The 25,549-nt window shown below is 53.2% G+C and carries 16 protein-coding genes, 6 tRNA genes and 3 rRNA genes; 2 read left to right on the forward strand and 23 right to left on the reverse strand.

Annotation, left to right across the window (positions count from 1 at the left end; genetic code table 11):
- Window position 1 precedes the first annotated feature (1 nt).
- The 12 genes from rpoB to LGL98_RS23900 all read right to left on the reverse strand — a co-directional run bounded on the left by rpoB (window position 2) and on the right by LGL98_RS23900 (window position 9,999).
- The gene (rpoB, locus tag LGL98_RS23845; protein ID WP_004206758.1) at window positions 2-4,030 is read right to left on the reverse strand and encodes a DNA-directed RNA polymerase subunit beta; all 4,029 of its coding nucleotides are present in this window, start codon (window positions 4,028-4,030) and stop codon (window positions 2-4) included.
- A 324-nt stretch (window positions 4,031-4,354) separates the two neighbouring features.
- Window positions 4,355-4,720, reverse strand: coding sequence for a 50S ribosomal protein L7/L12 (rplL, locus tag LGL98_RS23850; RefSeq protein ID WP_002884142.1), 366 nt, complete (start codon window positions 4,718-4,720; stop codon window positions 4,355-4,357).
- 66 nt (window positions 4,721-4,786) lie between these two features.
- Window positions 4,787-5,284 carry a 50S ribosomal protein L10 gene (gene rplJ / locus LGL98_RS23855; protein WP_001207203.1) on the reverse strand — a complete coding sequence of 166 codons (498 nt, stop codon included), beginning with the start codon at window positions 5,282-5,284 and terminating at the stop codon, window positions 4,787-4,789.
- A gap of 413 nt (window positions 5,285-5,697) precedes the next feature.
- Window positions 5,698-6,402, reverse strand: a complete 705-nt coding sequence (gene rplA / locus LGL98_RS23860) for a 50S ribosomal protein L1 (RefSeq protein ID WP_002884036.1) — start codon at window positions 6,400-6,402, stop codon at window positions 5,698-5,700.
- Between the two features lie 3 nt (window positions 6,403-6,405).
- Entirely contained in the window at window positions 6,406-6,834 is a 429-nt protein-coding gene (gene rplK / locus LGL98_RS23865; protein WP_002884034.1) for a 50S ribosomal protein L11, read from the reverse strand.
- A 156-nt stretch (window positions 6,835-6,990) separates the two neighbouring features.
- Entirely contained in the window at window positions 6,991-7,536 is a 546-nt protein-coding gene (gene nusG, locus LGL98_RS23870) for a transcription termination/antitermination protein NusG (protein WP_001287521.1), read from the reverse strand.
- Window position 7,537: 1 nt separating this feature from the next.
- Entirely contained in the window at window positions 7,538-7,921 is a 384-nt protein-coding gene (gene secE, locus LGL98_RS23875) for a preprotein translocase subunit SecE (RefSeq protein WP_002883772.1), read from the reverse strand.
- Window positions 7,922-8,257: 336 nt separating this feature from the next.
- Window positions 8,258-9,442 carry an elongation factor Tu gene (gene tuf, locus LGL98_RS23880; RefSeq protein WP_004174069.1) on the reverse strand — a complete coding sequence of 395 codons (1,185 nt, stop codon included), beginning with the start codon at window positions 9,440-9,442 and terminating at the stop codon, window positions 8,258-8,260.
- 115 nt (window positions 9,443-9,557) lie between these two features.
- A tRNA-Thr gene (locus tag LGL98_RS23885) sits at window positions 9,558-9,633 on the reverse strand.
- A 5-nt stretch (window positions 9,634-9,638) separates the two neighbouring features.
- Window positions 9,639-9,713, reverse strand: a tRNA-Gly gene (locus LGL98_RS23890).
- Window positions 9,714-9,828: 115 nt separating this feature from the next.
- A tRNA-Tyr gene (locus LGL98_RS23895) sits at window positions 9,829-9,913 on the reverse strand.
- 10 nt (window positions 9,914-9,923) lie between these two features.
- Window positions 9,924-9,999, reverse strand: a tRNA-Thr gene (locus tag LGL98_RS23900).
- Between the two features lie 428 nt (window positions 10,000-10,427).
- On the opposite strand from LGL98_RS23900, the gene coaA reads away from it, so the two are divergent.
- Window positions 10,428-11,378 carry a type I pantothenate kinase gene (gene coaA, locus LGL98_RS23905; protein ID WP_136031224.1) on the forward strand — a complete coding sequence of 317 codons (951 nt, stop codon included), beginning with the start codon at window positions 10,428-10,430 and terminating at the stop codon, window positions 11,376-11,378.
- Between the two features lie 26 nt (window positions 11,379-11,404).
- Here the strand turns inward: coaA and birA are convergent, their stop codons facing one another.
- From birA to pepQ, 11 genes are all read right to left on the reverse strand, one after another.
- Window positions 11,405-12,367, reverse strand: a complete 963-nt coding sequence (gene birA, locus LGL98_RS23910) for a bifunctional biotin--[acetyl-CoA-carboxylase] ligase/biotin operon repressor BirA (protein WP_004206834.1) — start codon at window positions 12,365-12,367, stop codon at window positions 11,405-11,407.
- On the reverse strand, window positions 12,364-13,392 hold the full coding sequence (murB, locus tag LGL98_RS23915; RefSeq protein ID WP_136030994.1) for a UDP-N-acetylmuramate dehydrogenase: 1,029 nt from the start codon (window positions 13,390-13,392) through the stop codon (window positions 12,364-12,366). Before murB ends, birA begins: the two co-directional genes overlap by 4 nt.
- A gap of 249 nt (window positions 13,393-13,641) precedes the next feature.
- Window positions 13,642-13,757: ribosomal RNA gene (rrf, locus tag LGL98_RS23920) — 5S ribosomal RNA — on the reverse strand.
- A gap of 96 nt (window positions 13,758-13,853) precedes the next feature.
- Window positions 13,854-16,755: ribosomal RNA gene (locus LGL98_RS23925) — 23S ribosomal RNA — on the reverse strand.
- Between the two features lie 165 nt (window positions 16,756-16,920).
- Window positions 16,921-16,996, reverse strand: a tRNA-Ala gene (locus tag LGL98_RS23930).
- Window positions 16,997-17,101: 105 nt separating this feature from the next.
- Window positions 17,102-17,178: transfer RNA gene (locus LGL98_RS23935), tRNA-Ile, on the reverse strand.
- A gap of 71 nt (window positions 17,179-17,249) precedes the next feature.
- Window positions 17,250-18,789 (reverse strand): 16S ribosomal RNA (locus LGL98_RS23940).
- The 16S, 23S and 5S rRNA genes sit together here with 2 tRNA genes alongside, the layout of an rRNA operon.
- Before the next feature lie 379 nt (window positions 18,790-19,168).
- On the reverse strand, window positions 19,169-19,711 hold the full coding sequence (gene hemG, locus LGL98_RS23945) for a menaquinone-dependent protoporphyrinogen IX dehydrogenase (RefSeq protein ID WP_136031835.1): 543 nt from the start codon (window positions 19,709-19,711) through the stop codon (window positions 19,169-19,171).
- A gap of 11 nt (window positions 19,712-19,722) precedes the next feature.
- Window positions 19,723-21,174: a Trk system potassium transporter TrkH gene (trkH, locus tag LGL98_RS23950; RefSeq protein WP_025711194.1), complete on the reverse strand. Its 1,452-nt coding sequence runs from the start codon at window positions 21,172-21,174 to the stop codon at window positions 19,723-19,725.
- Between the two features lie 39 nt (window positions 21,175-21,213).
- Window positions 21,214-21,828 carry an IMPACT family protein gene (locus tag LGL98_RS23955; protein WP_136031837.1) on the reverse strand — a complete coding sequence of 205 codons (615 nt, stop codon included), beginning with the start codon at window positions 21,826-21,828 and terminating at the stop codon, window positions 21,214-21,216.
- Window positions 21,828-23,159 (reverse strand): Xaa-Pro dipeptidase, encoded by a 1,332-nt coding sequence (gene pepQ / locus LGL98_RS23960; protein WP_136031839.1) that lies wholly within the window; start codon window positions 23,157-23,159, stop codon window positions 21,828-21,830. Before pepQ ends, LGL98_RS23955 begins: the two co-directional genes overlap by 1 nt.
- Window positions 23,160-23,350: 191 nt before the next feature.
- On the opposite strand from pepQ, the gene fadB reads away from it, so the two are divergent.
- Entirely contained in the window at window positions 23,351-25,540 is a 2,190-nt protein-coding gene (fadB, locus tag LGL98_RS23965) for a fatty acid oxidation complex subunit alpha FadB (protein ID WP_136031842.1), read from the forward strand.
- The last annotated feature ends 9 nt before the right edge of the window (window positions 25,541-25,549 follow it).

A 25,549-nucleotide genomic window follows, 5' to 3' on the forward strand; every position in this document is an offset into this window, starting at 1 on the left:
ATTACTCGTCTTCCAGTTCGATGTTGATGCCCAGCGAGCGAATTTCTTTCAACAGTACGTTGAAGGATTCCGGCATGCCCGGTTCCATCTGGTGATTGCCGTCCACGATGTTTTTATACATCTTGGTACGACCGTTCACGTCATCAGACTTAACGGTGAGCATTTCCTGCAGGGTGTAGGCCGCGCCGTATGCTTCCAGCGCCCACACTTCCATCTCACCGAAGCGCTGACCACCGAACTGTGCCTTACCACCCAGCGGCTGCTGAGTAACCAGGCTGTAAGAACCGGTGGAACGCGCGTGCATTTTGTCGTCGACCAGGTGGTTCAGTTTCAGCATGTACATGTAACCTACGGTTACCGGACGCTCGAACTGTTCACCGGTACGGCCGTCAAACAGGGTGATCTGACCGGAAGTCGGCAGGTCGCCCAGCTGCAGCAGCGCTTTAATTTCCGCTTCTTTCGCACCGTCGAACACCGGCGTTGCGATCGGCATACCTTTACGCAGGTTTTCAGCCAGACGCAGAACTTCTTCATCGCTGAAGGTATTCAGGTCAACTTTCTGACGAACGTCAGCGCCCAGATCGTAGGCACGCTGGATGAATTCGCGCAGTTTCGCGACTTCCTGCTGCTGTTTCAGCATAGCGTTGATCTTATCGCCGATGCCTTTTGCAGCCATACCCAGGTGCGTTTCCAGGATCTGACCGATGTTCATACGAGACGGTACGCCCAGCGGGTTCAGGACGATATCTACCGGCGTACCGTTAGCATCGTGCGGCATATCTTCGATCGGGTTGATCTTAGAGATAACACCCTTGTTACCGTGACGACCTGCCATCTTGTCACCAGGCTGGATACGGCGTTTAACGGCCAGGTATACCTTAACAATCTTCAGCACGCCCGGTGCCAGATCGTCGCCTTGAGTGATTTTGCGGCGTTTCGCTTCGAGTTTTTTCTCGAACTCGTGTTTCAGTTCGTCGTACTGCTCAGCCAGCTGTTCCAGCTGATTTTGTTTCTCTTCGTCGGTCAGGCCCAGTTCCAGCCAGCGATCGCGCGGCAGTTTGTCGAGCTTCTCAGCTTCAACGCCACCGGAGACCAGTACCGCGTAGATACGACTGAACAGACCAGCTTCGAGGATCTGCAGTTCTTCAGACAGGTCTTTTTTGGCCTGCTTCAGCTGCATCTCTTCGATTTCCAGCGCACGTTTGTCTTTTTCTACGCCGTCACGGGTAAAGACCTGAACGTCGATAACGGTACCAGAGACACCGTTCGGTACGCGCAGAGAAGAGTCTTTAACGTCAGACGCTTTCTCACCGAAGATCGCACGCAGCAGTTTCTCTTCCGGCGTCAGCTGGGTTTCACCTTTCGGCGTGACCTTACCAACCAGAATGTCGCCGCCGGTCACTTCCGCACCGATATAAACGATACCGGACTCATCCAGTTTGGAGAGCGCAGCTTCACCCACGTTCGGGATATCAGCGGTGATCTCTTCCGGCCCCAGCTTGGTGTCACGAGACACGCATGCCAGTTCCTGAATGTGGATAGTGGTGAAACGGTCTTCCTGGACAACACGCTCGGATACGAGGATGGAGTCTTCGAAGTTGTAGCCGTTCCACGGCATGAACGCTACGCGCATGTTCTGACCCAGCGCCAGTTCACCGAGGTCGGTGGACGGGCCGTCTGCCAGCACGTCGCCGCGTTCAATTGGTTCGCCCAGGGACACGCAAGGCATCTGGTTGATGCAGGTGTTCTGGTTAGAACGGGTGTACTTGGTCAGGTTATAGATGTCGATACCTGCTTCGCCCGGGTACATCTCGTCTTCGTTAACTTTGATAACGATACGGGAAGCATCCACGTACTGAACGGTACCGCCACGTTTAGCCACCGCAGTAACACCGGAGTCAACGGCAACAGCACGCTCCATACCGGTACCAACCAGCGGCTTATCAGCGCGCAGAGTCGGAACCGCCTGACGTTGCATGTTCGCACCCATCAATGCACGGTTGGCGTCATCGTGTTCCAGGAACGGGATCAGGGACGCACCGACGGATACCACCTGCTGGGTGGATACGTCCATGTAGTCAACCTGATCACGGCTGAACAAGCTGGATTCGCCTTTACTACGGCAGGTAACCAGATCTTCTACAAAGTGGCCGTTTTCATCCAGGTTGGAGTTCGCCTGAGCGATAACGTAGTTGCCTTCTTCGATAGCAGACAGGTAGTGAATTTCGTCGGTAACCACACCGTCGGTCACTTTACGATACGGAGTCTCAAGGAAGCCGTATTCGTTAGTCTGTGCGTACACGGACAGGGAGTTGATCAGACCGATGTTCGGACCTTCAGGCGTTTCGATTGGACATACGCGACCGTAGTGGGTCGGGTGTACGTCTCGAACTTCGAAGCCTGCGCGCTCACGGGTCAGACCGCCTGGGCCGAGTGCAGAGATACGACGTTTGTGCGTAATCTCAGACAGCGGGTTGTTCTGGTCCATAAACTGAGACAGCTGGCTGGAACCAAAGAACTCTTTCACTGCTGCGGAAATCGGTTTGGCGTTGATCATATCCTGAGGCATCAGGGTATCCAGATCGCCCAGAGACAGACGCTCTTTAACCGCGCGCTCTACACGCACCAGGCCAACGCGGAACTGGTTTTCCGCCATTTCGCCAACGGAACGGATACGACGGTTGCCAAGGTGGTCGATATCATCGACTTCGCCTTTACCGTTACGGATATCGATGAGCTTCTTCATCACTTCGATGATGTCGTCTTTGCTCAGGATACCGGAACCTTCGATTTCGTCGCGCAGCAGAGAACGGTTGAACTTCATACGACCAACCGCGGACAGATCGTAGCGGTCTTCGGAGAAGAACAGGTTCTCGAACAGGCTTTCAGCGGCTTCGCGAGTCGGCGGCTCACCAGGGCGCATCATGCGGTAGATTTCTACCAGCGCGCTCAGACGATCGTTAGTCGGGTCGACGCGTACCGTTTCAGAGATGTACGGGCCGTGGTCCAGATCGTTGGTGAACAGCGTTTCGATACGCTTGTGGCCAGACTGGCTCAGCTTAGCCAGCAGATCCAGGCTCAGCTCCATGTTCGCCGGGCAGATCAGTTCGCCAGTCGCTTCATCGATATAGTCTTTAGCCGCCACTTTGCCCGCGATGTATTCAACCGGCACTTCGATATGCTTGATATCGTCTTTTTCCAGCTGACGGATGTGACGAGCCGTGATACGACGGCCTTTCTCAACGTACACTTTACCGTTGGCTTCGATATCGAAGGAGGCGGTTTCACCGCGCAGACGCTCCGGAATCAGCTCCATCTGCAGCTTGTTGTCGCGAATTTCAAAGACCACTTTTTCGAAGAACAGGTCAAGGATCTGCTCAGTGGTGTAATTCAGCGCGCGCAGGATGATGGTAGCCGGCAGCTTACGACGACGGTCGATACGAACGAACAGGTTGTCTTTCGGGTCGAATTCGAAGTCCAGCCAGGAACCGCGGTAAGGGATAATACGTGCGTTATACAGAACCTTACCGGAGGAGTGGGTCTTACCTTTGTCACTGTCAAAGAAGACGCCCGGGCTACGGTGCAGCTGAGAAACGATAACACGCTCGGTACCGTTAATGACAAAGGTACCGTTGTCGGTCATGAGCGGAATTTCGCCCATGTAGACTTCTTGTTCTTTAATGTCTTTGACGGTGCCTTCCGGCGCTTCGCGCTCGTAGATCACCAGACGCAGTTTTACGCGCAGCGGTGCAGAATAAGTCACGCCACGGATCTGACATTCTTTAACGTCAAAAACCGGTTCGCCCAGACGGTAGCTGACGTATTGCAGCTCGGAATTACCGCTGTAGCTCTGAATCGGGAATACGGAACGGAAAGCAGCTTCCAGACCATACTGCCCTTCAGGATCTTGCTCGATAAACTTCTGGAACGAGTCAAGCTGGATAGAAAGGAGATATGGAACATCCAGAACTTGTGGACGTTTACCAAAATCCTTACGAATACGTTTTTTCTCGGTATAGGAGTAAACCATAGGGTTCCTCAGCTCGCTGACAAGTCGACCCATCTGCCCGCAGAGGGCAGTTTTTTATGCAACACTATTTTGTTGACCGGAAAATGGAACACTTTCCGCAATGCCTGTTGCTATCACGCTTAAACCATTTCATTGCGATTTACACAGCCCAGGAACCCTAACCTGTCGCAGTATATTAAGTCGTCGATAGAAACAAGCATTGAGAGGCAAACCAGTAGTCAAACAGCGTGAAACGCTACTGGCGCCTTACAGCGCAAAAAGGCTGGTGACCAAAAAGTCACCAGCCTCAGCCTGATTTCTCAGGCTGCAACCGGAAGGGTTGGCTTATTTAACTTCAACTTCAGCGCCAGCTTCTTCCAGAGATTTTTTCAGAGCTTCAGCGTCGTCTTTGCTGATGCCTTCTTTCAGTGCAGCCGGAGCAGATTCTACCAGGTCTTTAGCTTCTTTCAGACCCAGGCCAGTTGCGCCACGTACTGCTTTGATAACAGCAACTTTGTTAGCGCCAGCAGCTTTCAGAATTACGTCGAATTCAGTTTTTTCTTCAGCAGCTTCAACCGGGCCAGCAGCTACAGCTACAGCAGCAGCAGCGGAAACACCGAATTTTTCTTCCATTGCAGAGATCAGCTCAACAACGTCCATTACGGACATAGCGGATACTGCTTCAATGATTTGATCTTTAGTGATAGACATTTAAATTGTTCCTGAATATCAGAATAAGTTTATACGTAAGCGAATGCTTTACAAAGATAACTGCGATTAAGCAGCTTCTTTCGCATCGCGTACAGCAGCCAGAGTACGAACCAGTTTGCCAGCCGAAGCTTCTTTCATGGTTGCCATCAGGCGTGCAATTGCTTCTTCGTAGGTCGGCAGAGTTGCCAGGCGGTCGATCTGCGACGCCGGGATCAGCTCACCTTCAAAGGCAGCGGCTTTGACCTCAAATTTTGCATTCGCTTTCGCGAACTCTTTGAACAGACGAGCAGCAGCGCCCGGGTGTTCCATAGAGTATGCAATCAGGGTCGGACCAACAAACGTGTCTTTCAGGCACTCGAACTGAGTACCTTCAACGACGCGGCGCAGCAGGGTGTTACGAACAACACGCATGTATACGCCAGCTTCACGACCTGCTTTACGCAGTTCAGTCATTTTATCTACAGTTACGCCACGGGAATCCGCAACTACTGCAGACAGCGCGCCTTTGGCTACTTCGCTGACTTCAGCAACAATCGCTTGTTTGTCTTGAAGATTTAAAGCCATTAGCTTTGCTCCTGGATGTTTGCCAGAGCCTATGCTCTGGAACTCACTTCACTCAATTCAACGAAAAGAGCGTCTAAATACGGTGAGCAGAAACAAGCCAGAATATCCAAAAATAATCTTAGCGTTCTGTCACCGTCTACGCAGGGGATTAAGTTTCTTGCGAAACACCTGCGGTCTTCGACGGAGGCCTGGATAGGCCAGGCTCCAACGAACAAATTCTTCCTATGACTTCGTCCTTCGAACCGCAGCGGCGTTATCTGCTCTCGTTCACACCGGTCATGTAGTTAACTACACTCCCGGTGATTCACTCGATTACTGCCTTGCTGCAATTCAAATGACTCGCATAGCGTCTGTCTTATTGACAGAATCGTGGGGGTAAGATTGTAGACAAAATCACCGCCCACGTAAAGGCATTAGTTTGCAGAAGCGTTCAGGCCAGCCTGATCTACTGCAACACCTGCACCCATGGTGGTGGAGATGCTAACTTTCTTGATGTACACGCCTTTCGCCTGAGTCGGTTTTGCTTTTTTCAGCGCAACCAGCAGAGCTTCCAGGTTTTCTTTCAGTTTGTCAGCGTCAAAGTCCACTTTACCGATGGTGGTGTGGATGATGCCGTTTTTGTCGTTACGGTAACGAACCTGACCTGCTTTCGCGTTTTTAACCGCTTCAGCAACGTTCGGCGTTACGGTACCTACTTTCGGGTTCGGCATCAGGCCACGCGGACCCAGAACCTGACCCAGCTGGCCAACAACGCGCATTGCATCCGGGGAAGCAATAACAACGTCAAAGTTCATTTCGCCTTTTTTGATCTGCTCAGCCAGATCTTCCATACCTACCAGCTCAGCGCCTGCAGCTTTAGCAGCTTCAGCGTTTGCGCCCTGGGTAAATACGGCTACGCGAACGGAACGGCCAGTACCGTGCGGCAGTACAGTTGCGCCACGGACGTTCTGGTCAGATTTACGCGCGTCGATGCCGAGGTTAACGGCAACGTCTACGCTTTCGGTAAATTTAGCGGTGGCCAGCTCTTTCAGCAGAGCGATGGCTTCGTTGATGTCGTACTGTTTAGTTGCATCAACTTTCTCACGGATCACGCGCATGCGCTTGGTCAGTTTAGCCATTTCTTAGTCCTCCACTACCAGGCCCATGGAACGTGCAGTACCTTCGATGGAGCGAGTCATCGCTTCAATGTCGGCACCAGTCATGTCGGCAGCTTTGGTCTGCGCGATTTCCTGCAGCTGAGCGCGGGAGATTTTACCCACTTTATCTTTGTTCGGCTTACCGGAACCAGACTTGATGCCTGCAGCTTTCTTCAGCAGAACAGCAGCCGGCGGAGTCTTGGTAACAAAGGTAAAGGAACGGTCAGCGTAAACGGTGATAACAACCGGGATCGGCAGACCTTTCTCCAGGGAATCAGTTTTGGCGTTGAACGCTTTGCAGAATTCCATGATGTTCACGCCCTGCTGACCCAGTGCTGGGCCGACCGGCGGGCTCGGGTTCGCCATACCAGCTGCAACCTGCAGCTTGACGTAGGCTTGGACTTTCTTAGCCATTCTTAAATCCTCAAATTGGGTATTAACGCTTCAGAGAAGCTCCCCGTGATTAAACATCGTTTTACGGGCCGGGCCCATAAAAACAAAAGGCGCGAAATTGTATGCCAATTTCGCGCCCTATGCAACGATTAAATCGCTGCTTTTTTGATCGCCGGCTTACGCCTTCTCAACCTGGCTGAAGTCCAGTTCTACCGGGGTCGCGCGACCGAAGATAGAAACGGAAACTTTCAGGCGAGACTTCTCGTAGTCCACTTCTTCAACCACGCCGTTAAAGTCAGCGAACGGACCGTCGTTAACACGAACCATTTCACCCGGTTCAAACAGCGTTTTCGGACGCGGCTTATCGCCAACCTGCTGCAGGCGGTTCATGATAGCGTCGACTTCTTTGTCGCTGATCGGCGCCGGACGGTCAGAGGTGCCGCCGATGAAGCCCATCACGCGCGGTACGCTGCGCACCAGGTGCCAGCTTGCGTCGTTCATGACCATCTGAACAAGGACATAGCCCGGGAAGAATTTACGTTCGCTTTTGCGACGCTGGCCGCCACGGATCTCAACCACTTCTTCGGTCGGAACCATGACTTCGCCAAACAACTCTTCCATGTTGTGTAATTTGATATGTTCACGCAGCGACGTGGCTACGCGACCTTCAAAACCGGAAAACGCCTGAACGACGTACCAGCGCTTTTTAGGAGCTTCAGACATCTCAGAACCTCAGGCCAGTGATAAAGGAGACCAGGCGAACCAGAATACCATCCAGTCCCCACAGGATCAGTGACATTACTGCAGTCACGGCAGCAACAATCAGCGTAGTATGCAGCGTTTCCTGGCGAGTCGGCCAAATCACTTTACGAACTTCGGTTCTCGCTTCGCGAGCAAAAGCAACGGTCGCCTTACCTTTCGTCGTCAACAGCGCGACGCCACCGGCAGCAGCAATAAGAATAACCACGGCCAGCGCACGCACCGCCAGCATAATGTCGCGATAAAGGAAGTTGCCCACGATCGCCACGATCAGCAGCACGGCAACGATAATCCACTTCATCGCTTCCAGGCCGCGCCCGCTCCCTTGAGCTTCGGTATTCGCACTCATAAACCAACCTGTCAGAAGTATTCTACAAACAATTTCACCCCGCGGGGGCGAGGCGATCCAAACCGAAATTAAGTTTCGGATTATACACTTAACTATTCAAATTGCTTCAATGTTGACGGTCGTGTCACCCCTGCCCTGCTGTTGCAAAAAAGGAGTTGATTGGCCGTCGCCCTGACGCTCGAATGGTTTGGTGTATAAACGCCCTCTTCAGAGCCTGTCTCAGCAATGATTATGACAAATAAAATCACTGATGAGCCAGGTTCTGGTGTGAAAGCGTGCAAAAAGGGCATCAAATGATGCCCTTTTATTGCGCATTGCGTCAAATGTTATCAGCAATTAGCCGAGAACTTTAGCAACCACGCCCGCGCCAACGGTACGACCGCCTTCACGGATTGCGAAACGCAGACCATCGTCCATCGCGATCGGGTGGATCAGGGTAACAACCATTTTGATGTTGTCGCCCGGCATTACCATCTCTACGCCTTCCGGCAGTTCGATGGTGCCAGTCACGTCAGTAGTACGGAAGTAGAACTGCGGACGGTAGCCTTTGAAGAACGGAGTATGACGGCCGCCTTCGTCTTTGGACAGGATGTACACTTCAGATTCGAACTTGGTGTGCGGGTTGATGGTGCCCGGCTTAGCCAGTACCTGACCACGTTCGATTTCTTCACGTTTGATACCACGCAGCAGAACACCTACGTTCTCACCAGCACGGCCTTCGTCCAGCAGTTTGCGGAACATTTCAACGCCAGTACAGGTGGTTTTCGCGGTTTCTTTGATACCAACGATTTCAACTTCTTCACCTACTTTGATGATACCGCGCTCTACACGACCGGTAACAACGGTACCACGACCGGAGATGGAGAATACGTCTTCGATCGGCAGCAGGAACGGCTTGTCAATCGCACGCTCTGGTTCCGGGATATAGGTATCCAGGTGGCCAGCCAGTTCGATGATTTTCGCTTCCCACTCTGCGTCGCCTTCCAGCGCTTTCAGAGCAGAACCACGAACGATCGGAGTGTCGTCGCCCGGGAAATCGTACTGAGACAGCAGTTCACGAACTTCCATCTCAACCAGTTCCAGCAGCTCTTCGTCATCAACCATGTCGCATTTGTTCAGGAACACGATGATGTACGGAACGCCTACCTGACGACCCAGCAGGATGTGCTCACGAGTCTGCGGCATCGGGCCGTCAGTCGCAGCAACAACCAGGATCGCGCCATCCATCTGCGCAGCACCGGTGATCATGTTTTTAACATAGTCGGCGTGGCCCGGGCAGTCTACGTGTGCGTAGTGGCGAGTCGGGGTGTCATATTCAACGTGAGAGGTGTTGATGGTGATACCACGAGCTTTTTCTTCCGGCGCGTTATCGATCTGGTCGAATGCGCGAGCGGAACCACCGTAGGTTTTAGCCAGAACGGTAGTGATGGCAGCGGTCAGCGTTGTTTTACCATGGTCAACGTGGCCGATAGTACCGACGTTAACGTGCGGTTTTGTACGTTCAAACTTTTCTTTAGACATCGATTGTCCCTCTAAGACACGGATAAATCGGTGATATCACCACATCAACCAGGCAACATGCCCGACTTGTTGAATGAAAATAACAGAAGAGAAACAGGGAAGGAGAGAAAAGAAGTGGTGCTGATACCCAGAGTCGAACTGGGGACCTCACCCTTACCAAGGGTGCGCTCTACCAACTGAGCCATATCAGCACGTCTGGAGCGGGCAGCGGGAATCGAACCCGCATCATCAGCTTGGAAGGCTGAGGTAATAGCCATTATACGATGCCCGCATCCTGAAACTCGGCTACCCAGTTCTTTCTGTAATACTAAAGAGACTGCTCTCCTTAGTATTGAGCTGATTAGTTTACCCAACCAACTCCGGCTACGCAAAGCGTCGCCAGAAAGTGGTGGTGGGGGAAGGATTCGAACCTTCGAAGTCGATGACGGCAGATTTACAGTCTGCTCCCTTTGGCCGCTCGGGAACCCCACCCAAATTGTTATGGTGCCGACTACCGGAATCGAACTGGTGACCTACTGATTACAAGTCAGTTGCTCTACCTACTGAGCTAAGTCGGCATCAAGTAGCGCGCATTCTAGGGAGAGGAGCGCATTCATGCAACTAAAAATTTGCATAAAACGTTCTCTTGCTCACATTTTGTGCTCTTACGCGAAAAAACGGTGTAATTTCAAACAGAGGAGTGCAAATATTCGCCAGCAACCCGGCTCATCGGAGTGGGTTTCGGTCATCCGCGATCACCCTGGATACATCTGACGGCTGATAGAAAGGTAACAGGCCATGAGCACCGTCCAGCGAGCAAAGGACATTTTTGCAATGAATAACAAACTTATTCCTCTCTTGTGATGCTGGCGCGAGAAAGCAGCATTCGATGAGTTTTTTTCTTATTATTCCCGGCAATCTGGTGTTACCCTCCTGCCCATTGTCCTGATTAACTCGTGTGAAGCATCGCCGTTTCAACGTATTCGGTGATGGTAAGAACATGCTTATGAGCCAAAAAGAGCAGACGTTAATGACACCGTACCTACAATTTAACCGCCACCAATGGGCTGCACTTCGTGATTCTGTCCCGATGACATTAACCGAGGAAGAAATCACGCGGTTAAAAGGCATCAACGAAGATCTCTCTCTGGAAGAGGTTGCCGAGATCTATTTGCCGCTGTCGCGTTTGCTCAACTTCTATATCAGTTCTAATCTGCGTCGTCAGGCTGTCCTCGAACAATTTCTTGGCACTAACGGTCAACGAATTCCCTATATTATTAGTATCGCCGGCAGCGTTGCGGTAGGAAAAAGCACCACCGCTCGTGTACTGCAGGCCTTGCTTAGCCGCTGGCCAGAGCATCGCCATGTCGAACTCATTACCACTGACGGATTCTTGCACCCTAACTCGGTTTTGAAAGAACGTGGGTTAATGAAGAAGAAAGGCTTTCCGCAGTCCTATGATATGCATCGACTGGTCAAGTTTGTCTCCGATCTCAAATCAGGGGTACCACAGGCAACCGCCCCGGTTTATTCCCATCTGATTTATGATGTTATTCCCGATGGCGACAAAACCGTCGCACAACCGGATATTTTAATTCTTGAAGGACTCAATGTTCTGCAAAGTGGAATGGATTATCCACATGATCCCCATCATGTATTTGTGTCCGATTTTGTCGACTTTTCTATTTATGTCGACGCCCCGGAAGAATTATTGAAAACCTGGTATATCAACCGTTTCCTCAAATTCCGGGAAGGGGCCTTTACCGATCCAGATTCGTATTTTCACAATTACGCCAAGCTATCTAAGGAAGAAGCAGTGGATATTGCCACTTCGCTATGGAATGAGATTAACTTACTAAATCTAAAAGAAAATATCCTGCCAACACGGGAGCGAGCCAGCCTGATTATGACCAAGAGTGCCAATCACTCAGTGAATCAGGTACGCTTACGTAAATAACGAAAAGGGAGCCGAAGCTCCCTTTTTTATTCTGCACTGCGCAATGATATTTCACCACCCACCCAGGCTTTTATTACACCATCCTGCTCCAGCAATAGTGCGCCCTGGGCGTCAATGCCACGCGAAATTCCGTAAATTTCTTTATCACCGATAATCAATTTTACAGGGCGATGAATAAAGTTATCCAGTTTTTCCCAGCGCGGTAGATAAGGAGCCAACCCTTCCTGCTCGAACAGCTCCAGTCCCAGGCGCAGCTCTTTAATCAGGCGCGCGGCGAGGAGGTTACGGTCGATGACCACCCCCGCTTCCTGAAGGCTGATCCATCCCTGATTGACGACATCAGACTCCACGCGACGCATCACAAGGTTGATACCCGCGCCGCTGACGATTTGTGCGGCATCGCCCGTTTTCCCCGTCAGTTCCACGAGGATCCCTGACAGCTTACGATCCTGCAGGTAAATATCGTTTGGCCATTTCACGCGAACCTGTTCGGCCCCAAGCTGCTGCAGAACTTCAGCGATCACAATACCGATCACCAGGCTTAGGCCAATAGCCGCCGCCGGCCCCTGCTCCAGACGCCAGTACATTGAGAGATAGAGATTCGCGCCAAAGGGAGAAAACCATTTTCGGCCTCGCCGGCCTCGGCCTGCCTGCTGATATTCAGCCACACAGGCATCGCCGGATGTCAGCTCATCCAGCCTGTCCAGTAAATATTGATTAGTGGAGTCAATCACGGGGAGGACTGTCACTCGGCCATGTTCAATCTGTTGGGAAATCTTTTTCTCATCCAACAGGTGAATTGGCTCTGGTAGACTGTAACCCTTGCCTGGCACAGTAAACACATCGACTCCCCAGTCGCGTAGGGTCTGGATATGCTTATTAATCGCCGCCCGGCTCATGCCTAACTGCTCGCCAAGCTGTTCGCCAGAGTGAAACTCACCATCAGCAAGGATAGAAATTAGCGTTAAAGGGATAGTATGGTCTTTCACGCAATGCTCTCCTCTGCGTTGACTTCACCATGCGTGCCAATGAAGCGCACCTCCGGCTGAAGCCATACATTGAATTTCGCACCCACCTGCTGGCGAACGTAATGGGCAAGCTTTATCACATCCTCGCTGGTCGCTTGATCTTCATTAATCAGTACCAGCGCTTGCTGTCGATGGACGGCCGCGCCGCCGATGCGTTGTCCTTTGAGCTCACATTGATCGATTAGCCAGCCAGCGGCCAGCTTAACGCTGCCATTTGGCTGCGGATAGTGCGGTGCAAGAGGGAATTGGGTCAGCAGTGCTTCAGCAACCTGAGCGCTGACGATCGGGTTCTTAAAGAAGCTTCCGGCATTACCGTTAATCCTTGGATCCGGCAATTTAGTCATTCGCATATGACAGACCGCATCGAATACCTGCTGTGGGGTGACAGTCTGCGGATCGAGACGCGTTAAATCACCGTAACTCAGTACAGGCTGCCATGCTTTCGCTAACGTTAAGCCAATCGCGACGATGGCGTAGCGATCCTGGTATTCATGTTTGAAGATACTATCGCGATAGCCAAAACGGCATTCCGCCGCTGAAAGACGTTGCTTACGCCCGGTTTCCAGCTCAACGCAGTCAACATATTCGCAAACCCGCTGTAGCTCAACACCGTAAGCGCCAATATTCTGGATCGGCGATGATCCTGCGCATCCAGGGATTAATGCCAGATTTTCCAGACCTGGCATCGCATGCTGTAGTGTGAACTGCACCAGTTGATGCCAGTTTTCGCCGGCACCGACGTGCAAGCGCCAGGCTTCTGGCGTTTCGCTCACCTCGATCCCCATAATCCGGTTGAGGATCACCGTACCGGCATAGTCATTCAGAAACAGGACATTACTACCTTCCCCAAGGATCAGCGTGGGTTCGCCTGCCGCGACAGCGGTTTGCCAGGCGCTTAGCAACTGTTGCTCAGTTTCGGCGCGTACTATCGTCTTAGCGGAGCGCTCAATGCCAAAGGTATTCCAGGGTTTGAGGGAGTGGTTCATAGTGGCTTCCTGATGCAAAATCGGCGTTAGTTTACCGTATCTGGCGGGGGAAGGCTTGCCTGATTGCAGGGGCAATAACATTGCGGGGCGTTAGCGGTGATGATGTGGTGTACCGGTGCGTGCTACAGAACGCGACAGGCCCGTAGCCCCGGTAAGCGCAGCGCCACCGGGGAGGCATACCGGCACGCTGGCCGGACGACAGAAACGCAAAAAGCCCATCCGGCAGGATGGGCTCTTCACTTGTTTGATGCCTGGCAGTTCCCTACTCTCACATGGGGAGACCCCACACTACCATCGGCGCTACGGCGTTTCACTTCTGAGTTCGGCATGGGGTCAGGTGGGACCACCGCGCTAGTGCCGCCAGGCAAATTCTATTTTATCAACACGTCTCACGGACGCATCGATTAATCTGTATCAGAGCTGAAAATTCTCTCAATCCGCCAAAACATCTTCGGCGTTGTAAGGTTAAGCCTCACGGTTCATTAGTACCGGTTAGCTCAACGCATCGCTGCGCTTACACACCCGGCCTATCAACGTCGTCGTCTTCAACGTTCCTTCAGGAGACTTATAGTCTCAGGGAGAACTCATCTCGGGGCAAGTTTCGTGCTTAGATGCTTTCAGCACTTATCTCTTCCGCATTTAGCTACCGGGCAGTGCCATTGGCATGACAACCCGAACACCAGTGATGCGTCCACTCCGGTCCTCTCGTACTAGGAGCAGCCCCCCTCAATTCTCCAGCGCCCACGGCAGATAGGGACCGAACTGTCTCACGACGTTCTAAACCCAGCTCGCGTACCACTTTAAATGGCGAACAGCCATACCCTTGGGACCTACTTCAGCCCCAGGATGTGATGAGCCGACATCGAGGTGCCAAACACCGCCGTCGATATGAACTCTTGGGCGGTATCAGCCTGTTATCCCCGGAGTACCTTTTATCCGTTGAGCGATGGCCCTTCCATTCAGAACCACCGGATCACTATGACCTGCTTTCGCACCTGCTCGCGCCGTCACGCTCGCAGTCAAGCTAGCTTATGCCATTGCACTAACCTCCTGATGTCCGACCAGGATTAGCTAACCTTCGTGCTCCTCCGTTACGCTTTGGGAGGAGACCGCCCCAGTCAAACTACCCACCAGACACTGTCCGCAACCCGGATTACGGGTCGACGTTAGAACATCAAACATTAAAGGGTGGTATTTCAAGGTTGGCTCCACGCAGACTGGCGTCCACGCTTCAAAGCCTCCCACCTATCCTACACATCAAGGCTCAATGTTCAGTGTCAAGCTATAGTAAAGGTTCACGGGGTCTTTCCGTCTTGCCGCGGGTACACTGCATCTTCACAGCGAGTTCAATTTCACTGAGTCTCGGGTGGAGACAGCCTGGCCATCATTACGCCATTCGTGCAGGTCGGAACTTACCCGACAAGGAATTTCGCTACCTTAGGACCGTTATAGTTACGGCCGCCGTTTACCGGGGCTTCGATCAAGAGCTTCTCCTTACGGATAACCCCATCAATTAACCTTCCGGCACCGGGCAGGCGTCACACCGTATACGTCCACTTTCGTGTTTGCACAGTGCTGTGTTTTTAATAAACAGTTGCAGCCAGCTGGTATCTTCGACTGGTCTCAGCTCCGTCCGCAGGGACTTCACCTACACACCAGCGTGCCTTCTCCCGAAGTTACGGCACCATTTTGCCTAGTTCCTTCACCCGAGTTCTCTCAAGCGCCTTGGTATTCTCTACCTGACCACCTGTGTCGGTTTGGGGTACGATTTAATGTTACCTGATGCTTAGAGGCTTTTCCTGGAAGCAGGGCATCTGTCACTTCAGTACCGTGGTACCTCGTCATCACACCTCAGCCTTGATTATCCGGATTTGCCTGGATAACCAGCCTACATGCTTAAACCGGGACAACCGTCGCCCGGATGACATAGCCTTCTCCGTCCCCCCTTCGCAGTAACACCAAGTACAGGAATATTAACCTGTTTCCCATCGACTACGCCTTTCGGCCTCGCCTTAGGGGTCGACTCACCCTGCCCCGATTAACGTTGGACAGGAACCCTTGGTCTTCCGGCGAGCGGGCTTTTCACCCGCTTTATCGTTACTTATGTCAGCATTCGCACTTCTGATACCTCCAGCAACCCTCACAGGTCACCTTCGCAGGCTTACAGAACGCTCCCCTACCCAACAACACATAGTGTCGCTGCCGCAGCTTCGGTGCATGGTTTAGCCCCGTTACATCTTCCGCGCAGGCCGACTCGACCAGTGAGCTATTACGCTTTCTTTAAATGATGGCTGCTTCTAAGCCAACATCCTGGCTGTCTGGGCCTTCCCACATCGTTTCCCACTTAACCATGACTTTGGGACCTTAGCTGGCGGTCTGGGTTGTTTCCCTCTTCACGACGGACGTTAGCACCCGCCGTGTGTCTCCCGTGATAACATTCTTCGGTATTCGTAGTTTGCATCGGGTTGGTAAGTCGGGATGACCCCCTAGCCGAAACAGTGCTCTACCCCCGAAGATGAATTCACGAGGCGCTACCTAAATAGCTTTCGGGGAGAACCAGCTATCTCCCGGTTTGATTGGCCTTTCACCCCCAGCCACAAGTCATCCGCTAATTTTTCAACATTAGTCGGTTCGGTCCTCCAGTTAGTGTTACCCAACCTTCAACCTGCCCATGGCTAGATCACCGGGTTTCGGGTCTATACCCTGCAACTTAACGCCCAGTTAAGACTCGGTTTCCCTGCGGCTCCCCTATACGGTTAACCTTGCTACAGAATATAAGTCGCTGACCCATTATACAAAAGGTACGCAGTCACACCCGAAGGTGCTCCCACTGCTTGTACGTACACGGTTTCAGGTTCTTTTTCACTCCCCTCGCCGGGGTTCTTTTCGCCTTTCCCTCACGGTACTGGTTCACTATCGGTCAGTCAGGAGTATTTAGCCTTGGAGGATGGTCCCCCCATATTCAGACAGGATACCACGTGTCCCGCCCTACTCTTCGAGTTCACAACCTGTGCATTTTGGTGTACGGGACTATCACCCTGTACCGTCGGACTTTCCAGACCGTTCCACTAACACACAAGCTGATTCAGACTCTGGGCTGCTCCCCGTTCGCTCGCCGCTACTGGGGGAATCTCGGTTGATTTCTTTTCCTCGGGGTACTTAGATGTTTCAGTTCCCCCGGTTCGCCTCGTTAACCTATGTATTCAGTTAACGATAGTGTGACGGATCACACTGGGTTTCCCCATTCGGACATCGCCGGTTATAACGGTTCATATCACCTTACCGACGCTTTTCGCAGATTAGCACGTCCTTCATCGCCTCTGACTGCCAGGGCATCCACCGTGTACGCTTAGTCGCTTAACCTCACAACCCGAAGATGTCTTCAGATTGCGAAAATTTGAGAGACTCGAACACACTTAAACAGTGTGTCGTTTCAATTTTCAGCTTGATCCAGATTTTTAAAGAGCAAAACTTCGCAGTGCACCTTTTCAGGTTCACTCTGAAGTTTTCTTGTGTTCGCAGTAAAGATGGTGGAGCTATGCGGGATCGAACCGCAGACCTCCTGCGTGCAAAGCAGGCGCTCTCCCAGCTGAGCTATAGCCCCATCGAATGAATCTCTTTAACCTTAATTCGTTTTCGGGCGCGGCGTGGTGAAGCGAAGCATACTGAAGTATGCGAGCTTTGCCACAACAAAGCACGAGAGCGAATTTGGTAGGCCTGAGTGGACTTGAACCACCGACCTCACCCTTATCAGGGGTGCGCTCTAACCACCTGAGCTACAAGCCTGCAGAGATTACTTACTGCTCTATTTTCATCAGACAATCTGTGTGAGCACTACAAAGGCAGGTTCTTTAAGGTAAGGAGGTGATCCAACCGCAGGTTCCCCTACGGTTACCTTGTTACGACTTCACCCCAGTCATGAATCACAAAGTGGTAAGCGCCCTCCCGAAGGTTAAGCTACCTACTTCTTTTGCAACCCACTCCCATGGTGTGACGGGCGGTGTGTACAAGGCCCGGGAACGTATTCACCGTAGCATTCTGATCTACGATTACTAGCGATTCCGACTTCATGGAGTCGAGTTGCAGACTCCAATCCGGACTACGACATACTTTATGAGGTCCGCTTGCTCTCGCGAGGTCGCTTCTCTTTGTATATGCCATTGTAGCACGTGTGTAGCCCTGGTCGTAAGGGCCATGATGACTTGACGTCATCCCCACCTTCCTCCAGTTTATCACTGGCAGTCTCCTTTGAGTTCCCGGCCGGACCGCTGGCAACAAAGGATAAGGGTTGCGCTCGTTGCGGGACTTAACCCAACATTTCACAACACGAGCTGACGACAGCCATGCAGCACCTGTCTCACAGTTCCCGAAGGCACCAAAGCATCTCTGCTAAGTTCTGTGGATGTCAAGACCAGGTAAGGTTCTTCGCGTTGCATCGAATTAAACCACATGCTCCACCGCTTGTGCGGGCCCCCGTCAATTCATTTGAGTTTTAACCTTGCGGCCGTACTCCCCAGGCGGTCGATTTAACGCGTTAGCTCCGGAAGCCACGCCTCAAGGGCACAACCTCCAAATCGACATCGTTTACGGCGTGGACTACCAGGGTATCTAATCCTGTTTGCTCCCCACGCTTTCGCACCTGAGCGTCAGTCTTTGTCCAGGGGGCCGCCTTCGCCACCGGTATTCCTCCAGATCTCTACGCATTTCACCGCTACACCTGGAATTCTACCCCCCTCTACAAGACTCTAGCCTGCCAGTTTCGAATGCAGTTCCCAGGTTGAGCCCGGGGATTTCACATCCGACTTGACAGACCGCCTGCGTGCGCTTTACGCCCAGTAATTCCGATTAACGCTTGCACCCTCCGTATTACCGCGGCTGCTGGCACGGAGTTAGCCGGTGCTTCTTCTGCGGGTAACGTCAATCAACAAGGTTATTAACCTTATTGCCTTCCTCCCCGCTGAAAGTGCTTTACAACCCGAAGGCCTTCTTCACACACGCGGCATGGCTGCATCAGGCTTGCGCCCATTGTGCAATATTCCCCACTGCTGCCTCCCGTAGGAGTCTGGACCGTGTCTCAGTTCCAGTGTGGCTGGTCATCCTCTCAGACCAGCTAGGGATCGTCGCCTAGGTGAGCCGTTACCCCACCTACTAGCTAATCCCATCTGGGCACATCTGATGGCATGAGGCCCGAAGGTCCCCCACTTTGGTCTTGCGACGTTATGCGGTATTAGCTACCGTTTCCAGTAGTTATCCCCCTCCATCAGGCAGTTTCCCAGACATTACTCACCCGTCCGCCGCTCGTCACCCGAGAGCAAGCTCTCTGTGCTACCGCTCGACTTGCATGTGTTAGGCCTGCCGCCAGCGTTCAATCTGAGCCATGATCAAACTCTTCAATTTAAGTTTGATGCTCGTGAATTAAACTTCGTAATGAATTACGTATGTTCACTCAGAGACTTGGTATTCATTTTTCGTCCGAGGACGTTAAGAATCCATGTCACTTTGAGTGCCCACACAGATTGTCTGATAAATTGTTAAAGAGCAGTGCCGCTTCGTTTTTCGCTGCGGCGCGGGGTGTGCATATTACGCTTTCCCGCTGCAGAGTCAAGCATTTATTTTTGCTTTTCTCTGTGAGGTTCTCACCGTAACCCCGCTGACCCGGCGGCTTGTTTGCCGTTGTTCCGTGTCAGTGGAGGCGCATTATAGGGAGTAATTCTGAGGTGACAAGGGGAAATTCAAAAAAACTTTTCGTTCGCTCGCTTTTCCATCAAGACGCTGTTTAAACGCCCTGTTTGCCGATCATTTGTGCGATTTCCCGAGCAAATCGGGATACCTGTTGCCAGTCGGTATAGACCACTTCTTTACGGGTATCCGTTTCCCCCCCAGTCATTTTCATAATCAAACGGATCATAAACCGATCGTACCAACTGTAGCGCGGGTAGCGCAGCGCGCCGGCAAACACCGCGCAGCTCTGTGGCTGCCACGGCGAGTTCAGCAGAAACTTACGCGTATAGCTGTTGGTCTGCGGCGTGCGCTTCTCGGGTTTACGCGCCACCAGGTTAACTGAAAAGAATGCCCCCGGTAGCGCCTGCAATGATGCCAGATGCTTTTTCACAAAGCGGTCCACCGCCGGATGAAAGTGCCCGTAGCGAATCGACGCGCCAATGACCACCCGATCGTAGTGATGCCATTCAACGACATCGGTACGGTTCAGGTTCAAGGTATCCGCGTCGATGCCCAGCTCTTTCAGCTCGGAGGCGAGAAAAGAAGCGATTTCACGGGTCTGCCCGTCGCGGGTGGAGAAAAGAATTAAAGTTTTCACGAGCACTCCTGTTATTCGCGCCAGAAAGTGGGGGTAAAGAGCACCAGTAAGGTGAACACTTCCAGACGACCAAACAGCATATTAGCAATCAGGATCCATTTCGCGACCGGATTCATGGTGGCAAAGTTGTCCGCGACAACGCCGAGCCCAGGCCCGAGGTTGTTCAATGTCGCTACCACGGAGGCGAAAGCAGAGAAGTCATCCACCCCAGTGGCGATAATAGCCAGCATGCTAATGATAAAGACCAGCGCATAGGCGGAGAAAAATCCCCATACCGCTTCCAGAATACGTTCCGGCAGCGCGCGGTTACCTAATTTAATGCTATACACCGCATTCGGGTGAACCAGCCGCTTTAGCTCACGGTTGCCCTGCTTGAACAGCAACAGGATACGGATCACTTTTAATCCACCACCCGTGGAACCGGCGCAGCCGCCGATAAATGCAGAGCACAGCAGTAGCACCGGCAGGAACAGCGGCCAGCGCGCTATGCTATCGGTGGTGAATCCTGCGGTGGTCGCCATTGACACTACCTGGAAAAACGCCTGGTTCAGCGTCGTCAACACCGAGCCGTACACGTTATGAAGCCATAGCACCAGCGTACAGACGATGACCAGCGTCAACTGGACACCAATGAACATGCGAAACTCAGGATCACGCCAGTACACTTTCAGGCTGCGACCGCTCAACAACGAAAAATGCAGACCGTAGTTACAGCCGGAGATCAGCAAGAAGATGGCAATGATGGAGTTGATCATCGGGCTGTTGAAATAGCCGACGCTGGCATCATGCGTCGAGAAACCGCCGATGGCGATAGTAGCGAAGCTGTGCCCGATCGCATCGAACGCCGGCATACCGGCAAACCAAAGTGCTAATGCGCAGGCGATCGTGAGTAACACATAGATGAGCCATAATGTCTTCGCCGTCTCGGCGATACGCGGACGCATCTTGTTATCCTTCAGCGGGCCGGGCATTTCCGCGCGATAGAGCTGCATCCCCCCGACGCCGAGGATAGGCAGAATCGCGACCGCCAGCACAATGATCCCCATGCCGCCGAACCATTGCAGCATCTGCCGGTAAAAGAGGATTGCATGGGGTAACGAATCCAGCCCCACCAGGGTGGTCGCCCCGGTTGTCGTCAGGCCGGAAAATGACTCGAAGAAGGCATCGGTCACCGTCAGGTTCGGCTGTTCGGCGAAAATAAAGGGCAAGGCCCCCACGCTCCCCAGCACGGTCCAGAACAGCACCACGATCAGAAACCCTTCACGGGATTTCAGCTCGCCTTTTTGTTTACGATTCGGCCACCACAGCATGGAGCCGATCGCCAGAGCGACAAAGAAGGTTTGAGTGAAGGCCCGTCCCGCACCATCGCGATATATCAGGGCCACTAATCCCGGGACGATCATCGTCCCCGAAAACAAGATGACCAGCAGTCCAACGATTCGGGTTATGGCGCGAAAATGCATCTCTGGCGCTTCCTTTGATAGGCAAAAAAACAGAGGGGATTATTCGTCAATCTTCAGTAATTGCAATGAACCACGACTAAAATCAGCCAGTTTTGCTGAAAAAGCCGCCACTTCAGCCTGGGGAAGCGCCACGCGCAGCCGAACCGACGCCAGATATTCGCTTTCGACTACGCGCCCGGAAAATTGGGCGAGCAGCGCTTCGACACCGGCCAGTTGCCCATACTCACATTGCAAAGTATATGCCGTTAACGGCGTCTTGCGCTGCGTCGTCAACTGCGCCAGCGCCTGATGAACCCCGCCGCCATAGGCCTTCACCAGACCGCCGGTGCCCAGCAGGATACCACCGTAGTAACGCACGACGACAGCGGTTATCTCGCCGACGCCGCACCCCATCAGTTGCGCCAGCATCGGTTTACCCGCCGTCCCCGCCGGTTCGCCATCGTCAGAAAACCCCAGCTGTTGCGAATCATCAGGCGGCCCGGCGACCCACGCCACGCAGTGGTGGCGGGCATCAGGGTGATCCGCTCTGACGGACTCGACAAAAGCTTTTGCCGCCGCCACGCCGTCGGTATGCGCCAACAGCGTGATAAAACGGCTTTTTTTAATCTCCTCAACGACGGTAACCGGCGCCGCCGGGATTAACCAGCTCTCCATCAGGCCAGCTTCAGATCGCGCGTCATATTTTCGATACTGTTTTCGTGAATCACCACGTTATCTTCGATACGGATCCCGCCGAACGGCTTCAAGGCGTCAATTTTTTGCCAGTTGAAGTGCTTGCTGAACGGGCCTTCACGCCACGGCGCCAGTAACGACTCGATGAAGTAAATGCCGGGTTCAATGGTTAGCACCATCCGCGGCTCGATAATACGAGTGCAGCGCAGATAGGGGTATTTCGACGGCGCTGCCAGATGCGTGCCGGTGTCATCCTGCATAAAGCCTGCAACATCATGCACCTGCAGACCCAGCGGATGACCAATCCCGTGCGGCATAAATGGCCCGGTCAGATCATTCTCCACCATCGCCTCTTCGCTCATGTCAGTGATTAACTGGTGTTTACGTAACAGCTTCGCAATGCGCTGATGGAACTGAATATGATAATCAACGTAGCGCGTCCCGGCTTTCATGGTGCTAATCAGCGCCAGCTGCTCGTCGTTAACGTCTTTAATCAGATGGGCAAAGTCGTTGTCGCCGTGTGCCGCCCAGGTCCGGGTCAGATCCGCGGCATAGCCGTTATATTCTGCGCCAGCGTCGAGCAGGAAGCTGCGCATCTCCACCGGGGCGCGATGATCCAGTTTGGTGTAGTGCAGGACGGAGGCATGCTCATTCAGCGCGACAATGTTGCTGTAAGGCACGTCGGTGTCACGATGGCCGGTGGCGGTAAGATAGGCCTGGTTGATATCGAATTCGCTCATTCCGGACTGGAAAGCTTCGTAGGCCGCACGATGGCCATTGACCGCTGACTTCTGCGCTTCACGCATGCAGGCCAGCTCGTAATCCGTTTTGTAAGCCCGGTAGTAATGCAGATAATCGATAACCCCTTTCGGGTTGATCTTATCCGCGGCGATACCCAGGCCCAGCGCGCGCTCCGCTACCGGCCCAATATAGCCAATATTACCGCGAGCGGCAGGTAACTGGCTGCCGATACCATCGGCCTTCGGCAGCGCAATGACGTCAATCTCTTCGGTCCAGAACGAGGTTGGCAGCGGCTCGACGTTATGCCAGTAATCGACCGGCAGATAGAACCACAGCTTCGGTTTGTTGACGCCATCCACCAGCAGCCAGCAGTTAGGCACCTGGGTCACCGGCACCCAGGCTTTAAACTGCGGATTGACCTTGAACGGGTACGGATGGTCATCGAGGAAGACGTTAACCAATTCACCGGAGTGAATCAGCAGAGCATCCATCTGAAAACGGGCCAGGACGTCGCGGGTACGTTCTTGTAGGGTAACAATATGATTTTTATAGAGCGCGGCCAGGGATTCCATCTTTTGTCCTTTGCTTTTATGGGATCGTGATACACCGCATCTTAGCACATCGCCCTGCGTGCGGGTGATTTCCGCCGGATGTGATCCGACCAGCAATTATTTAAAGAGTCATTTGCAATTCTTTAACATAAATTCCACACTCCGTTTCATCTGGTATGACCAGATCATATTGCTGGATTCAGGAGACTGACATGCTCTACAAAGGCGACACCCTGTACCTCGACTGGCTGGAAGATGGCATCGCCGAACTGGTGTTCGATGCCCCAGGTTCGGTCAACAAGCTTGATACCGCAACCGTAGCCAGCCTCGGTCATGCGCTGGACGTACTGGAAAAACAAAGCGATCTCAAAGGTCTGCTGCTGCGCTCTGAAAAAGCGGCGTTTATCGTCGGCGCGGATATCACCGAATTCCTCTCGCTGTTCCTGGTCCCTGAGGAGCAGTTAAGCCAGTGGCTGCATTTTGCTAACAGTGTCTTCAATCGTCTGGAAGATCTCCCCGTCCCCACTATCTCTGCCGTCAATGGCTACGCGCTGGGCGGTGGTTGCGAATGTGTGCTGGCGACCGATTACCGCCTGGCGACGCCGGACCTGCGCATTGGGCTGCCGGAAACCAAGCTCGGCATTATGCCCGGGTTTGGCGGCTCAGTCCGTCTGCCACGCCTGCTCGGCGCCGATAGCGCGCTGGAGATCATTGCTGCCGGGAAAGATGTCAGCGCCGATCAAGCCTTGAAAATCGGCCTGGTGGATGGCGTGGTCGCCGCGGAAAAACTGCACGACGGCGCGCTGGCGATCCTGCGTCAGGCCATGAATGGCGACCTGGACTGGAAAGCGAAACGTCAACCGAAGCTGGAGCCGCTGAAGCTCAGCAAAATTGAAGCCGCCATGAGCTTTACGATTGCCAAAGGCATGGTCGCGCAAACGGCCGGGAAGCATTACCCGGCGCCGATCACCGCGGTGAAAACTATTGAAGCCGCTGCACGTCTTGGTCGTGAAGAAGCCCTGGTGCTGGAAAATAAAAGCTTTGTCCCGCTGGCCCATACCAACGAGGCCCGCGCGCTGGTTGGTATCTTCCTGAACGACCAGTACGTCAAAGCGAAAGCGAAAAAGCTGACCAAAGATATCGAGACGCCGAAGCACGCTGCCGTATTAGGCGCCGGCATTATGGGTGGCGGCATTGCTTACCAGTCAGCCTGGAAGGGCGTGCCGGTGGTGATGAAAGACATTAACGACAAATCGCTGACCCTGGGCATGACCGAAGCGGCGAAACTACTGAATAAACAGCTGGAACGCGGCAAAATCGACGGTCTGAAGCTGGCAGGAGTGATAAGCACCATTCAGCCAACCCTGGAATACAGCGGTTTTGATCGCGTGGACGTGGTTGTTGAAGCGGTGGTCGAAAACCCGAAAGTGAAAAAAGCGGTACTGGCGGAAACCGAGGCAAAAGTACGTCCGGATACCGTGCTGGCCTCTAATACCTCAACGATTCCCATTAGCGAGCTGGCCAGCGTTCTGCAGCGCCCGGAAAACTTCTGCGGTATGCACTTCTTTAACCCGGTGCATCGCATGCCGCTGGTTGAAGTCATCCGTGGCGAAAAAACCTCGGATAAGACCATTGCCACAGTCGTGGCCTGGGCCAGCAAAATGGGCAAAACGCCGATCGTGGTCAACGACTGCCCCGGCTTCTTCGTCAACCGCGTGCTATTCCCTTACTTCGCCGGCTTTAGCCAGCTGCTGCGCGACGGGGCGGACTTCCGCAAAGTCGACAAAGTGATGGAGAAACAGTTTGGCTGGCCAATGGGCCCGGCTTATCTGCTGGACGTGGTCGGCATCGATACCGCGCACCATGCTCAGGCGGTCATGGCGGCGGGCTTCCCGCAGCGGATGCAGAAAGATTATCGCGACGCTATCGACGCCCTGTTTGACGCCAGCCGTTTCGGACAGAAGAACGGCCTCGGCTTCTGGCGCTATAAAGAAGACAACAAAGGCAAGCCGAAGAAAGAAGAAGATGCCGCAGTCGACAGCCTGCTGGCCGACGTTAGCCAGCCGAAGCGAGATTTCAGCGATGAAGAGATTATCGCCCGCATGATGATCCCGATGGTTAACGAAGTCGTCCGCTGCCTGGAAGAAGGTATTATCGCCAGCCCGGCGGAAGCGGATATGGCGCTGGTATACGGCCTGGGCTTCCCTCCGTTCCACGGCGGTGCCTTCCGCTGGCTGGACACCATCGGCAGCGCGAAGTATCTCGATATGGCACAGCAATACCAGCACCTTGGCCCGCTGTATGACGTGCCAGCCGGTCTGCGTGACAAAGCGCGCCATAACGAAGCGTATTATCCCCAGGTAGAGCCAGCCCGTCCGGTTGGCGCTCTGAAAACGGCTTAAGGAGTCACA

It is taken from the genome of Klebsiella africana (assembly GCF_020526085.1).
In the GTDB taxonomy this organism is placed as follows: domain Bacteria; phylum Pseudomonadota; class Gammaproteobacteria; order Enterobacterales; family Enterobacteriaceae; genus Klebsiella; species Klebsiella africana.